Here is a 13,507-nt window from a genome sequence, read left to right as displayed (position 1 = left end):
GCGCGATTATATATGGTTAGCAGGCACTGCGCAGCCCGCCAGGCGATCAGCGTACACCGGGTGGTTGCTGTAGCCAGGCAACGCAGATCACCCGGATCAGGCCGCTGAAGTTACGCACCCCGCCCTGGCGCAGGTGCACCTCGCGGTCCACATAGGAAAGCACGGCGCTGACCGAGCACTCATTGGCCTCGGCGATGCGCTCGAGGATACCCCAATAGACCGCCTCCAGGCGTAAGCAGGTAGAAAAACCGTTGAGCCGGACCGAACGTGATACCGGCCGAATCTGCAACATGTCGAAATCTTCCCTGAAGGGATCGATGCACTGCTTGCCAGGGCAGCGCCCCTGATTTCCCACACGCTTGCTCGCTTGAATCATGCGCGTCACTTCCTCACCACAGGTATTCCTCCCTGCGCCGCCAGACAGACATAAGCACAGGAACCAGGGGCTCAATGAAGCGCGCACACGCGGGCACAAAGCAGCGGCAAAGCCTTCCCGCACAAACCAGAAAGCCCGGCCGAGTGTGGCTCGGCCGGGCTTTCAACCGCATTCAGGCGTTACATCCGATCACTTGCCGTCCAGCAGCACCCGCAGCATCCAGGCAGTTTTTTCGTGCACCTGCATACGTTGGGTCAGCAAGTCGGCAGTCGGCTCGTCACTGACCTTGTCCACCACAGGGAAGATGCTGCGCGCGGTACGTACCACCGCCTCCTGCCCCTGAACAAGCTGACGGATCATCTCATCCGCCACAGGCACGCCCTCTTCCTCCTTGATAGAGGAATGCCTTGCATAAAAGGCATAGGAGCCCGGCGCCGGAAAGCCCAACGCGCGAATGCGCTCGGCGATCGAGTCGACCGCCAGGGCCAGCTCGTTGTATTGCTCTTCGAACATCAGGTGCAGGGTGCGGAACGAGGGGCCGGTGACGTTCCAATGAAAGTTGTGGGTTTTCAGATACAGCACGTAGGTATCCGACAACAGGCGGGAAAGCCCTTCGACGATGGACTTGCGATCTTCTTCACTGATACCGATATCGATTGCCATGAAGTTCCCCTTTTGCAAATGGCTTGATGACCAAGCAGGCCCCACACACTGTACCAACACTTGGCGGAACACGCCCATGACGCAGGGCAATACGATGCCATCGGCCGACTGCGGTTTGAGAAGGCCCCGCCTTTGCTGTTAAATAGGCACCGTGCCACCCGTGCGGACTGTTATTGCCGGGTGCATAGGCTGGCCTACCACGTGTTCGCGCTCTACACCTCATGCGCACCGTGCTGCCAGCTCTTCCTGTGATCGGCCTTATCAACTGTGAGCCAACCCCATGTTCAAGATCGTCCATCTGGTGACGGGCGCTGCAGCTTTGCTGCTATCGCTCATACCCAGCCTGAAAACCGATGCAACACCCTTCCTGCAGCAACCCGACGCGGTCTACCTGGCCCTGCTCGGCCTGCTCAACCTGCTGCTGGCGCCGGTCGTGCCCCTGTATTACCGAGGCGCCCGTCAGCAACTGCAACACCTGGCCTGCGCCCTGCTGGTGGTGGCCGTGGTACTGCAAACCCTGACCTTGCTGGCCCGCCCGGAAATGGGCAACCTCGCTGCGCTGGTCTGCGCGGCACTCGCCGTCGTGCTGCACCTGGCCGCAGGCTTTGCCCGCACTGCCAGAAAAGCACGCCCAAGCCAAGGTGCCCCACTGGAGACCGGCATGCGTGATACCGGCACCGTGAAGTGGTTCAACACATCCAAGGGCTTTGGTTTCATTTCCCGGGATTCGGGGGACGATATTTTCGTCCACTTCCGTGCCATCCGCGGCGAAGGCCATCGCATCCTGGTCGAAGGCCAGCGCGTGGAGTTCTCGGTGATGCACCGTGACAAGGGCCTGCAGGCCGAAGATGTGGTCGCGGTAACCCGCCGCTGACCCGGAGCAGCCCTGGGGCAACCCCAGGGCTGTATCACTCAGTAATGAGGCGGCGGCGCCTCTTCCCCCTCGCTGCCGTATTGCCCGACCATCTCTTCGTAGCGCTTGATCAGCTCGGCCATCTGCAATTGAAGGCGCTGGATCACCCGCCCCTGCTCGACCACCACGTCATTGAGTTCCTGAATACTGTCGTCCTGAAACGCCTGACGGGTTTCCAGCTCGATGATGCGCGCTTCCAAAGACATGTCAGGCCTCCTGATAATCGGCGAGGGATAACGCACGCAGGCGCTGACGAATGGCGTCGACCTGGCCAGGGCCATACTCGACAGCAGGCACCCTGCCCCAGACCGGCGCTGGCCAGGCGGCGTCGCCGTGACGGCGGACGATGACATGCATGTGCATCTGGCTCACCACGTTGCCCAGCGTCGCTACATTCATCTTGTCGGCCGCAAATTCACCCTTGAGCGCTTCAGCCAGCCCCGTGGTTTCTTTCCACAGCTGGGCCTGATCCTCCTGGCTCATGTCGAACAACTCGCTAACGCCTTCACGTTTGGGCACCAGGATGAACCAAGGGTAATTGGCATCCTTGCTTAATAGCAGACGGCACAGTGGAAACTCTCCAAGCACCAGCGAGTCCTGCTGCAAACGCGAATCCATCTCAAACACTACAAACCTCCAACACACAAGATCGAGCCCGACCAACGCGGGAATACGCGCAAGGATACCTTGCTTCGCCTGTCCCGGCATGCAACAGCGGGTTGCGCTGCACAGTTTAAGTTCATGGAGGGCACCTGCTTGCACAATCGCGGTAACACCCCGCTACTTTTCGCACCAAAATGAGGCCGCAAACGAGTACACCACTACGCTTTTACACACACGAATGACTCAGCATGAACAGTTGCCGGTAACACATTGACTTTTATGGCCGCTATTGCGTTTGGAGGACACTGAATATCTGGTACACCATCAGACAAGTCTCAGCCCATGTTTTCGGGGCATTTCGACCTGCCACCGGGGTGTTTGTGAAAATTTCATGAACCGTTGTTAATTTTGAGCACGCTTGTTGCATTCTCCCCACACCAAGTCGGCACGACATCTGCATCAGGCGATGTACGCGACAAATAACAACAGCCGCTTTGGATAGACCAGGGAGTTTCCCCAACCCTAACCTGTAGTTACAGAACCGTTACGGTGAAAGGAACAGCGCTGGCGTTGTACGCCCCGGAAATCCGGGACGTGATTTGCGACATGGAAATACCTGAAAGCGACATGGCCATAAAGTTCCCGAAAGGTTGTATATGCCCATATCGCCAACAACAGTCAGCGTGCTATACATTTCCGCCGACATAACAAGAAAGAGCTGCCCCATATAACTAAAAGACTTGGGCGCAGCGGTACTCTTCCTAAAAACCAAAGGAGCAAATCACGATGCGCGTGATGAAGTGGAGCATGATCGCCCTGGCCGTTTCGGCAGGGACCTCGCAATTGGCCTTCGCCTCTGCACAGGACGAGTCCAAGGGTTTCATCGAAGATAGCCAGCTGAACGTCAAAACTCGCATGCTGTACTTCAGCCGCGACTTCCGCAACAACCCCGCTGGCACCCAGAGCCGCGTTGAAGAAACCGGCTTGGGCTTCCTCGGCACTTACGAGTCGGGCTTCACCCAGGGCACTGTAGGTTTCGGCGTAGACGCCATTGGCATGCTCGGCGTGAAACTGGACAGCGGCCGTGGCCGTGCCGGTACCGGCCTGTTCCCACAAGGCTCCGATGGCCGTTCGCAGGATGATTACTCCGAGGGCGGCGGCGCTGTCAAAATGCGCATTTCCGATACCGTGCTGAAGTTCGGTGACCAGTTTACCGCCATGCCGGTATTCGCCACTGACGACAGCCGACTGCTGCCGGAAGTAGCCCAAGGCGGCCTGATCACCAGCAACGAGATCAAAGGCCTGACCCTGAACGCCGGCCACTTCACCTCGCTGAATGCCCAGGCCCAGACTTACCACGACAGCCTGAACCTGACCGAAGCCAACATCTTCGGCGGCACCTACGCCTTTACCGACAGCCTCAGCACCAGCGTCTACTACTCGCGCGTCGAAGATCACTTCCGCAAGTGGTACGGCAACATCAACTGGGCGCTGCCGATCAGCGACAAGCAAGGCCTGGTGTTCGACTTCAACATCTATGACACCAAATCCATCGGCGACAACCGCACTGGCGCGTTCGTCACCAAGTCCGACGGCAGCAACGAACTCGACAACATCGCCGCCAGCCTGTCGGCCGCCTACAACGTCGGCGCCCACACCTTCACCCTGGCTTACCAGAAAGTCAGCGGTGACGGCGACTACGCCTACGGCGTAGACGGTGGTGGTACCGTGTTCCTGGCCAACTCCATCGCCCGTTCCGACTTCAACGCTGAAGACGAGAAGTCCTGGCAGGCTCGCTACGACCTGAACTTCGCCGAGTTCGGCGTGCCAGGCCTGACCTTCATGACCCGTTACGCTCGCGGTACCGGTGCAACCACCCGCACCACCGACGACGGCAAGGAATGGGAACGCGACATCGACGTCAAGTACGTGATGCAGAGCGGCCCGGCGAAAGACCTGAGCTTCCGCGTCCGTCAAGCCACCTACCGCTCCGCCGACGGCGTGTACTACGGTTCGAGCTCGATCGACGAACTGCGCCTGATCGTCGAATACCCGCTGAGCATCCTGTAAGCCTCGCTTATAGTGCCCCGCACCTGATAAAGCCCGGCACGCTTGCCGGGCTTTTTCTTGGCTGACATTTGCCACGCCCTGGGGCATCCTGTACGCCTTCGTTTCGCCCCCGTACAATGCGGGGTCATTTCAATGTCTTAGGCAATCGACACGGCTAACCATGCGCACCAGTCAATATTTGCTCGCCACCCAGAAAGAAACCCCTGCCGACGCAGTGGTCATCAGCCATCAGCTCATGCTGCGTGCCGGCATGATCCGCAAACTGGCCTCCGGCCTGTACAACTGGCTGCCGATGGGCCTGCGAGTAATGCGCAAGGTCGAAGCCGTGGTGCGCGAGGAAATGAACGCCGCCGGCGCCCTGGAAGTGCTGATGCCTAGCATCCAGCCCGCCGAGCTATGGCAGGAATCCGGCCGCTGGGAGCAGTACGGCCCTGAGCTGCTGCGCCTGAAAGACCGCCACAACCGTGATTTCTGCGTTGGCCCGACCCACGAAGAAGTCATCACCGACCTGGCCCGCAACGAGCTGTCCAGCTATAAACAGCTGCCGCTCAACATGTACCAGATCCAGACCAAGTTCCGTGACGAAATTCGCCCACGCTTCGGCTTGATGCGTGGCCGCGAGTTCATCATGAAGGACGCCTACTCCTTCCATGCCGACCAGGCTTCCCTGCAGGAAACCTACGACCGCATGCACCAGGCGTACTCCAACGTATTCACCCGCCTGGGCCTGGACTTCCGCCCAGTGCAGGCCGACACCGGCTCCATCGGTGGCAGCTACTCGCATGAGTTCCACGTGCTGGCCGACTCCGGTGAAGACGACGTAATCTTCAGCGACAGCTCCGATTACGCTGCCAACATCGAGAAAGCCGAGGCCATCCCGCGCGAAACCGTGCGCCCTGCCCCTACCGAGGAGCTGCGCCTGGTCGACACACCCGATGCCAAGACCATCGCTCAGCTGGTCGAAAACTTCGGCCTGGCGATCGAGAAGACCGTCAAGACCCTGATCGTGCGCGGCGCCGAAGAAGGCAAGCTGGTCGCCCTGATCGTCCGTGGCGATCACGAGCTCAACGAAATCAAGGCTGCCAAGCTGGAGCAGGTTGCCGACCCAGTGGTCATGGCCACCGACGCAGAACTGCGCGAGGCCATTGGTGCCGGCGCAGGCTCGCTCGGCCCGCTGAACCTGCCGCTGGAATGCATCATCGACCGCTCGGTCGCACTGATGAGCGACTTCGGCATCGGCGCCAACATCGACGACAAGCACTACTTCGGCGTCAACTGGGAACGCGATCTGCCGGTCCCTCAGGTTGCCGACCTGCGCAACGTCGTCGAAGGCGACCCGAGCCCGGATGGCCAAGGCACCCTGGTGATCAAGCGCGGCATCGAAGTGGGCCACATCTTCCAGCTCGGCACCAAGTACAGCGAGGCCCTCAAGTGCCAGGTACTGGGCGAGAACGGCAAGCCAGTGGTGCTGTCCATGGGCTGCTACGGCATCGGCGTGTCCCGCGTGGTCGCTGCTGCCATCGAGCAGAGCTATGACGACAAGGGCATCATCTGGAACGACGCCCTGGCGCCCTTCCAGGTTGCACTGGTGCCGCTGCGCTACGAAACCGACGTGGTACGCGAAGCCACCGACAAGCTGTACGCCGAACTGACGGCCGCCGGCTTCGAAGTGCTGCTGGACGACCGCGACAAGAAGACCAGCCCAGGCATCAAGTTTGCCGATATGGAGCTGATCGGCATCCCCCACCGCATCGTCGTCAGCGACCGCGGCCTGGCCGACGGCAACCTGGAATACAAGCACCGCACCGAACAGGATGCTCAAGCGCTGCCACTCAATGAAGTGCTCAGCTTCCTGCAGGCCCGCGTTCGCCGCTGATAATCAATGCACGAGTGATCATGTCCAAGCGAAGTACCTTTACCCTGGGGGGCGCCGCACTGTGCGGCGCCCTGCTCGTCAGCGGTTGCGCCAACCAGATGTCCCAGCGCAGCGAGCATGAGGAGCGCGTCGAGCGCAAACTGCTCGAACATACCCTGCAGATCGATGTCGGCGAGCCGAAGGTGATGGAGCTTCCGCAGCGGCGTGTGCGCGTACATGAACAGAAGCGCTTCGAGCTCACAGAGTTCGAAGTGACCCGCCGCTACGACCGCTACACGCCTTACCAGCCCTGGCGGGAGGTCTACGAGATCCCGCTTGGCGCGGTAGCGGTAGTGGCCGGCGTTGGCGCCAACGTGGTCAACATATTCGCCTTGGGCAACCTGCCCGAAAGCGTGACCCACGACTGGCTCAGCTATGGCGTTGCCGGGCTCAACCCGTTCATGAACGTGCAGTCCAACGGTCGCGCCCAGCAGAACCTGGCCGGGATCAGCGAAGTGCAAAAAGACAAGCGCGAAGAATTCACCAGCCTGCCCTGGAGCGAACGCCTGGTCGAGGTCAAGGCCGGCAAGATGACCCACGAGCTGACCACCGACAGAAACGGCGTACTGCGCCTGAACCTGCTCGACAGCCCGTTCTCCGAGCAGCACCTGAACCATGTTGGCACACTGCACTTGCAGGTAGTCGATGAAGACAACGCAGTACGTGGGGATGCCAGCCTGTTGGTCAGCGCCACCCTGCGCAACAAGCTGCGCGAAGCCCATGAACTGATTTTCGACGACCTTGAAGACGACGATGTCGGCCAATGGGTACACCGGGTCAAGCGCCTTTCGGAGCTGGGCCTGGAAGAGGAAGCCAGCGAGATGGAGCAGAGCCTGATCGAGCTGACCCGCAACGATCCGGAACTGCAACAAGAGTTTCTGCAAGCGCTGACCAAATCCACTGGCCGGCTGGTGGCGGATCCAGGCGCGCAATAATCGCGTGCTTATATAAAGAGGGGCTGCCTAGGCAGCTCCTTTTTATTTATCGGCAAACAATTCCAGTTGCTCGTGCGCCCCGCGCAAATCCCGCAACCTCACCCCCACCCCCAGCAAGCGCACCGGTTTGCCACCCCGGGCAAACGCCTGCTTCATCAATTGCCGATAGCTTTCCAGGTCTCTGCCCGCCCCTGCCTGCTCAAGCGTGGTCTGGCTGAAATCATGGAACTTGACCTTGACGAAGGGTTTGTCCGGTCGGTAACTGCTGTCCATGCGGCCGATGCGTTCATTCAGGCTACTCAGCAACTCAGGTAAACGCTCCAGGCAACTGGCCAGGTCGGGCAGGTCCGTGTCGTAGGTGTTCTCCACGCTGACCGACTGCCTGCGGCTGTCATTGTGCACCGCCCGCTCGTCGACACCCCGCGCCAGCCCCCACAGGCGCTCGCCAAAACTGCCGAACTCGCGCACCAGCGCCAACCGCGACCAGTCTCGCAAGTCCAGGCAGGTCACGATACCCAGCCGGGCGAGCTTGTCTGCAGTCACCTTGCCCACACCGTGCAGCCTGGCGACGGGCAAAGCAGCCACAAAGGCCTCTACCTGGTCTGGGGTAATCACGAAAATCCCATTGGGTTTGCGCCAGTCACTGGCAATCTTGGCCAGGAACTTGTTCGGCGCCACCCCAGCCGACACCGTGATGTGCAGGGTTCGGGCAACTCGCCGGCGAATATCCTCGGCGATGCGCGTAGCGCTGCCGGCAAACCATTGGCTATCACTCACGTCGAGGTAGGCTTCATCGAGCGATAGGGGCTCGATCAACTCGGTGTAGTCTCGGAAAATGCCGTGGATCTCACGCGAGGCTTCACGGTAGGCCTCAAAGCGCGGTTTGACGATCAACAAGTCTGGGCAAAGTTTGAGCGCGTGCCGGGAAGACATGGCCGACCGCACGCCGTAGGCCCGCGCTTCATAATTGCAGGTAGCGATCACCCCGCGATGATCCGGCGAGCCACCCACCGCCATCGGCCTGCCGGCCAGGCGCGGGTCGTCACGCATCTCGATCGCGGCGTAAAAGCAATCGCAGTCGATGTGGATGATCTTGCGCAATGACATGGATGGCCGTGAGCACTGTAAATTCATACAGATAGTAACGCATGCTCCCACACGGAGACAGCCACCCACTTGTACTGTACGACAATTGGCCTGAAAGCCCCGCCACAGCTGAGCTGCCTGCCTTGATCAACCGCTAAGGGTTTGAAGGAAAAAGGTTTTTTGAATGAAAAGCTTGACACAGGGAAGAAAATCCGTAGAATTCGATCTCACAGGCGCGGGATGGAGCAGCTTGGTAGCTCGTCGGGCTCATAACCCGAAGGTCGTCGGTTCAAATCCGGCTCCCGCAACCAGATTCGAGAAAAGGCCACTGTTAACGCAGTGGCCTTTTTCTTTGCCCTGAAAAAAGGCACTCCGCAAAAAGTTTCGTTAAATCAATAACTAACAGTTGACACTCGGCGCTTAAGCTGTAGAATTCGATTCCACAGGCGCGGGATGGAGCAGCCTGGTAGCTCGTCGGGCTCATAACCCGAAGGTCGTCGGTTCAAATCCGGCTCCCGCAACCAGATTCGAGAAAAGGCCACTGTTAACGCAGTGGCCTTTTTCTTTGGCCTCGAAAAAGTACGAACCGAAGAAAAACGTGGCCGAACAACATTTAGTACTTGACCGCCAAGTTCAAAGCTGTAGAATGCGCCCCTCTGACGCGGGATGGAGCAGTCTGGTAGCTCGTCGGGCTCATAACCCGAAGGTCGTCGGTTCAAATCCGGCTCCCGCAACCATATTCGTCAGAACAAACCCCGCCTGTGTAACAGCAGCGCGGGGTTTGTTGCTTTTCGTCACCTGAAAAATCCCTTCTGCAGTCGGCAACCCCCGGGCTTGAGATGCTCTCCTTTGGATGAACTATCTTTAACCCTGCCGGACGACTGAAAGTAACGTTGCCCGGAGTAATATCTGGATACGTTTCCAAAGGGACTTTCACTTGGCCGCACCTTCCCCCTACCTCGCGCTGAATGCCCGGGGTAACCCATGACCTCCCATAACCCAGAACCCCAAGCGCCCCTTGCCTCGGCGTTGCCTGCGGCTGCGCAGCGTTTGCCCTGGCTGGAGCGGCTAAGCCGGTATCGGCAACCGATCGGGCTCGGCGTGACCTTGGTGTTGTTCGCCATGGCACTGATCGCCTGCCGCCATTTGCTCAGCGAGCTGGACATCTACGCCTTGCACGATGCCATGCTCAGCGTGCCACGGCAGTCCCTGTTCGGTGCCTTGCTGGCCACGGTCATCGGGTTCGTGATCCTGCTCGGTTATGAATGGTCGGCCAGCCGCTATGCCGCCGTTAAGCTCCCTGCGCGCACCTTGCTGCTCGGCGGCTTCAGCGCGTTCGCCATCGGTAACGCGATTGGTCTGTCGATGCTCTCTGGCGGCTCGGTGCGTTATCGCCTGTACGCCCGCCAAGGGCTGGGCGCCGCCGAAGTCGCGCGCATGACGGTATTCGCCAGCCTGTCCCTGGGTTGCGCCCTGCCCCCGCTCGCCGCGTTGGCAACCTTGAGCAACCTGCCGGCCGCATCTGTGGCCTTGCGCCTGCCCGCGCCCGTATTGGGCGGTATCGCCATTGCCGTACTGGCTCTGACTGCCGTGCTGGTGGTCGGGCTGTACCGCCGCCGCCTGGCAGAACAGCCACTGGCCGACAGCCTGCTGGTACAAATAGGTCGCCGCACCTTGCGCCTGCCCGGCGCGCGCCTGACTGCACTGCAACTGGCCATCACCGCACTGGACGTAGCCGCCGCCGCCACCGTGCTCTACCTGCTACTGCCAGAAGCCCCACCGTTCGGTGCGTTTGTTCTGGTCTACCTGCTGGCCCTGGCCGCGGGCGTGCTCAGCCATGTGCCCGGCGGTGTCGGGGTATTCGAGGCAATCCTGCTTGCCGCTTTCGCCGACCAGCTCGGCGCTGCACCGCTGGCCGCCGCGTTGCTGCTGTATCGCTTGATCTATGTGGTCCTGCCGCTGCTGGTAGCCTGCGTGCTGTTGCTGGCCAACGAAGCGAGGCGTCTGCTGTTCGCGCAACAGGCACTGAAAGCCGCATCGGGGCTAGCCGCCCCGGTCCTGGCGATTTTGGTGTTTCTCTCGGGGGTCGTGCTGCTGTTCTCGGGCGCCACCCCGGAAATCGACACCCGCCTGGAGCACATGGGCTTTCTGGTGCCACACCGCCTGATCGACGCCTCGCACTTCGGCGCCAGCCTGATTGGCGTGTTGTGCCTGTTGCTGGCCCAAGGCTTGCGCCGTCGCCTCTCCGCAGCCTGGCTACTGACTACTGTTTTGCTGCTGGTGGGCGCATTGCTGTCACTGCTCAAAGGCTTCGACTGGGAAGAGGCCAGCCTGCTGATCTTCACTGCTGCCCTGCTCGCCCTCTTCCGCCGCTCGTTCTACCGCCCAAGCCGGCTGCTGGAGCTGCCGTTCTCACCGGTGTACCTGGTGGCCAGCGCGTGCGTGGTCGGCGCGTCGGTATGGCTGCTGCTGTTCGCCTACCAGGACGTTCCGTACAGCCATCAGCTGTGGTGGCAGTTCACCCTCGACGCCGATGCCCCGCGGGGCCTGCGTGCGGCCATGGGCAGCGCAGTACTGCTGGTGATCGTCGCCCTGACCTGGCTGCTGCGCACCGCCCGGCCAGTCATCCACCTGCCTGACGATGACGAACTGCAGCGCGCCAACCGTATCCTGCTGGCGTCCGAACAGCCCGACGGCGGCCTGGCACTGACCGGTGACAAAGCCCTGCTGTTCCACCCCAACGACAACGCCTTCCTCATGTACGCCCGCCGCGGCCGCAGCCTGGTGGCGCTGTACGACCCGATCGGCCCGGCCCAGGAACGCGCCGAGATGATCTGGCAGTTCCGCGACCTGTGCGACTTGCACCACGCCCGCCCGGTGTTCTACCAGGTGCGCGCGGAGAACTTGCCGTTTTATATGGACATCGGCCTGACCGCACTCAAGCTCGGTGAGGAAGCCCGGGTCGATTTGCGCCGCTTCGACATCGAAGCCAAGGGCAAGGAGATGAAAGACCTGCGCTATACCTGGAACCGTGGCGGTCGCGATGGCCTGAGCCTGGAAATCCACGAGCCCGGCCAGGCCCCGCTGGCCGAGCTCAAGGAAATTTCCGATGCCTGGCTGGGCGGCAAGAACGTGCGCGAAAAAGGCTTCTCGCTGGGCCGCTTCAGCCCCGAGTACTTGCAGCACTTTCGCATCGCCCTGATTCGCTTCCAGGGCCGGCCGGTGGCGTTTGCCAACCTGCTGGAAACCCACGGCAACGAACTGGCCAGCCTCGACCTGATGCGCGCCCACCCCGAGGCTCCGAAGCTGACCATGGAATTCATGATGATCGGCCTGATCCTGCATTACAAAAGCCACGACTACAGCCGCTTCAGCCTGGGGATGGTGCCGCTTTCCGGCCTGCAACCGCGGCGCGGTGCACCGTTGACCCAGCGCCTGGGCTCGATGGTGTTCCGCCGCGGCGAACAGCTCTATAACTTCCAGGGCCTGCGGCGCTTCAAGGACAAGTTCCAGCCGGACTGGGAACCTCGTTACATGGCCGTGCCGGCCGGGCTCGACCCGCTGGTTGCACTGGCCGACACCGCCGCCCTGATTGCAGGCGGCCTGACTGGATTGGTGAAACGTTGATGATCCGACGCTATTGGCTGTACGTATTGATACCTCTGCTCCTGGCTGCCGTGGCTGGAGCGGCAGGCTTCTGGTTGTGGACCCGCCCGGCCCCCGAGGCACGCCTGGAACAACTGACCCTCAACGACACCAGCATCACCCGCGTCAGCCCCGGCGTGCATGCCAAGGCTCGGGTCGCCATTGGCGTCCCCCAGGACCAGGCCTTGACCGACAAGCAACTGCTGGACCTGAGCCAGGCCGGTGAGGCACAGCTGGTGCAGGTCATCCTGCCGCCAGGCGACTGCAGCAAGCAGCAGCAGGCAATGGACCAGGCATTGGCGCAACTGGCCGAGAGACCGACGCTGGTGGCCGGCATCGGCCCGGGTGCCGCCCAAGCCTGGCGCTGGCTGGCCACACAGACCGACGACAAGGCCCGCGCCATTTCCGTCGATTTCAACGTGGAGCAGCCCGGCTGCACCGTCGCCCTGCCGAAGACCGCCGCCCATGGCCACTGGAACGTCGCCTGGAACGACAACCCGGATGACGCCAGCGCGGCATTCGTACGCGACCAGGCCAACGCCGAAACCAGCATCAGCGACTACGACATCCACCTGCCGCAAGTGCTCAAGTCTCAGTTGACCCAAGCCCTGGTGGGCCGCGACGGCAACGCCCTGGCGATTCCGGTGGTGGAAGTGCCAGCCGGGCAGACCACCGATACCGTCACCCTGTTCCTCTCGGGCGATGGCGGCTGGCGCGACCTGGACCGTGACGTTGCCGGTGAAATGGCCAAGCTCGGTTACCCGGTCGTAGGTATCGACACCCTGCGTTACTACTGGCAGCACAAGACGCCTGAGCAAAGTGCCGCCGACCTGTCAGAACTGATGCAGCACTACCGCCAGAAATGGGGCACCAAGCGCTTTGTGCTAACCGGCTATTCGTTTGGTGCCGATGTGCTCCCGGCCATCTACAACCGCCTGCCGGCCGAAGACCAGCAGCGCATCGATGCCGTAATGCTGCTGGCCTTCGCCCGCAGTGGCAGCTTTGAAATCGAAGTCGAGGGCTGGCTGGGCAAAGAAGGCCAGGAAGCGCCTACCGGGCCAGAAATGGCCAAGCTGCCTGCGGCCAAGGTGGTGTGCGTGTACGGCGTGGAAGAAACCGATGAAAGCGGTTGCACCGACCATACCGCGGTCGGTGAGCGCCTGAAGCTGCCAGGCGGGCACCACTTTGACGAGAACTACCCGGCACTTGCCAAGCGGTTGATTGGCGAGATCGAGACACGCCAGGGCAAGTCCAGCGTGGCAGAGCAGAACTGAGACAAACCAGGGGCCGCATAGCGGCCC

General features: G+C 61.2%; 11 protein-coding genes and 3 tRNA genes. 9 read left to right on the top strand and 5 right to left on the bottom strand.

Features of this window, described 5'->3' with window-relative positions; all coding sequences use genetic code 11:
- Positions 1-46: 46 nt before the first annotated feature.
- Both ACFY68_RS14940 and ACFY68_RS14935 read right to left on the bottom strand, forming a co-directional pair.
- Entirely contained in the window at positions 47-376 is a 330-nt protein-coding gene (locus ACFY68_RS14940) for a ribbon-helix-helix domain-containing protein (RefSeq protein ID WP_387528573.1), read from the bottom strand.
- 189 nt (positions 377-565) lie between these two features.
- A complete protein-coding gene (locus tag ACFY68_RS14935) occupies positions 566-1,039 on the bottom strand; it encodes a Dps family protein (RefSeq protein WP_016392255.1) in 474 nt (157 codons plus the stop codon).
- A 280-nt stretch (positions 1,040-1,319) separates the two neighbouring features.
- Here ACFY68_RS14935 and ACFY68_RS14930 point away from each other — a divergent pair, with 280 nt between their 5' ends.
- Positions 1,320-1,913 (top strand): cold shock domain-containing protein membrane protein, encoded by a 594-nt coding sequence (locus ACFY68_RS14930; protein WP_387528570.1) that lies wholly within the window; start codon positions 1,320-1,322, stop codon positions 1,911-1,913.
- A 38-nt stretch (positions 1,914-1,951) separates the two neighbouring features.
- On the opposite strand, the gene ACFY68_RS14925 is transcribed toward ACFY68_RS14930, so the two are convergent.
- A complete protein-coding gene (locus ACFY68_RS14925; RefSeq protein ID WP_387528567.1) occupies positions 1,952-2,158 on the bottom strand; it encodes a SlyX family protein in 207 nt (68 codons plus the stop codon).
- Between the two features lies 1 nt (position 2,159).
- Positions 2,160-2,579 (bottom strand): HIT family protein, encoded by a 420-nt coding sequence (locus ACFY68_RS14920; protein ID WP_387528564.1) that lies wholly within the window; start codon positions 2,577-2,579, stop codon positions 2,160-2,162.
- A 762-nt stretch (positions 2,580-3,341) separates the two neighbouring features.
- Here ACFY68_RS14920 and ACFY68_RS14915 point away from each other — a divergent pair.
- From ACFY68_RS14915 to ACFY68_RS14905, 3 genes are all read left to right on the top strand, one after another.
- Entirely contained in the window at positions 3,342-4,625 is a 1,284-nt protein-coding gene (locus ACFY68_RS14915) for an OprD family porin (RefSeq protein WP_346611745.1), read from the top strand.
- 160 nt (positions 4,626-4,785) lie between these two features.
- Positions 4,786-6,501, top strand: a complete 1,716-nt coding sequence (locus tag ACFY68_RS14910; protein WP_387528561.1) for a proline--tRNA ligase — start codon at positions 4,786-4,788, stop codon at positions 6,499-6,501.
- A 20-nt stretch (positions 6,502-6,521) separates the two neighbouring features.
- Entirely contained in the window at positions 6,522-7,475 is a 954-nt protein-coding gene (locus tag ACFY68_RS14905; protein WP_387528558.1) for a hypothetical protein, read from the top strand.
- A gap of 42 nt (positions 7,476-7,517) precedes the next feature.
- Here the strand turns inward: ACFY68_RS14905 and dinB are convergent, their stop codons facing one another.
- Positions 7,518-8,576: a DNA polymerase IV gene (gene dinB, locus ACFY68_RS14900; RefSeq protein WP_387528828.1), complete on the bottom strand. Its 1,059-nt coding sequence runs from the start codon at positions 8,574-8,576 to the stop codon at positions 7,518-7,520.
- Between the two features lie 219 nt (positions 8,577-8,795).
- On the opposite strand from dinB, the gene ACFY68_RS14895 reads away from it, so the two are divergent.
- The 5 genes from ACFY68_RS14895 (at position 8,796) to ACFY68_RS14875 (ending at position 13,480) form a co-directional block, all read left to right on the top strand.
- Positions 8,796-8,872, top strand: a tRNA-Met gene (locus ACFY68_RS14895).
- Positions 8,873-9,008: 136 nt separating this feature from the next.
- Positions 9,009-9,085: transfer RNA gene (locus ACFY68_RS14890), tRNA-Met, on the top strand.
- Between the two features lie 136 nt (positions 9,086-9,221).
- Positions 9,222-9,298: transfer RNA gene (locus ACFY68_RS14885), tRNA-Met, on the top strand.
- 247 nt (positions 9,299-9,545) lie between these two features.
- Entirely contained in the window at positions 9,546-12,188 is a 2,643-nt protein-coding gene (gene mprF / locus ACFY68_RS14880; RefSeq protein ID WP_387528556.1) for a bifunctional lysylphosphatidylglycerol flippase/synthetase MprF, read from the top strand.
- Positions 12,188-13,480, top strand: a complete 1,293-nt coding sequence (locus ACFY68_RS14875) for a virulence factor family protein (protein WP_387528553.1) — start codon at positions 12,188-12,190, stop codon at positions 13,478-13,480. The genes mprF and ACFY68_RS14875 overlap by 1 nt, the downstream gene beginning before the upstream one ends.
- Positions 13,481-13,507 lie beyond the last annotated feature (27 nt).

Origin of the sequence: Pseudomonas sp. NPDC012596, from assembly GCF_042902325.1 — a bacterium.
Taxonomy (GTDB): domain Bacteria; phylum Pseudomonadota; class Gammaproteobacteria; order Pseudomonadales; family Pseudomonadaceae; genus Aquipseudomonas.
This window is presented reverse-complemented; position numbering and strand designations above follow the sequence as displayed.

Bases quoted from the DNA above. Each gene is read 5' to 3' on its own strand.
- ACFY68_RS14940 (WP_387528573.1), bottom strand. From the start codon at position 376: ATGATTCAAGCGAGCAAGCGTGTGGGAAATCAGGGGCGCTGCCCTGGC.
- ACFY68_RS14935 (WP_016392255.1), bottom strand. From the start codon at position 1,039: ATGGCAATCGATATCGGTATCAGTGAAGAAGATCGCAAGTCCATCGTC.
- ACFY68_RS14930 (WP_387528570.1), top strand. From the start codon at position 1,320: ATGTTCAAGATCGTCCATCTGGTGACGGGCGCTGCAGCTTTGCTGCTA.
- ACFY68_RS14925 (WP_387528567.1), bottom strand. From the start codon at position 2,158: ATGTCTTTGGAAGCGCGCATCATCGAGCTGGAAACCCGTCAGGCGTTT.
- ACFY68_RS14915 (WP_346611745.1), top strand. From the start codon at position 3,342: ATGCGCGTGATGAAGTGGAGCATGATCGCCCTGGCCGTTTCGGCAGGG.
- ACFY68_RS14910 (WP_387528561.1), top strand. From the start codon at position 4,786: ATGCGCACCAGTCAATATTTGCTCGCCACCCAGAAAGAAACCCCTGCC.
- ACFY68_RS14905 (WP_387528558.1), top strand. From the start codon at position 6,522: ATGTCCAAGCGAAGTACCTTTACCCTGGGGGGCGCCGCACTGTGCGGC.
- mprF (WP_387528556.1), top strand. From the start codon at position 9,546: ATGACCTCCCATAACCCAGAACCCCAAGCGCCCCTTGCCTCGGCGTTG.
- ACFY68_RS14875 (WP_387528553.1), top strand. From the start codon at position 12,188: ATGATCCGACGCTATTGGCTGTACGTATTGATACCTCTGCTCCTGGCT.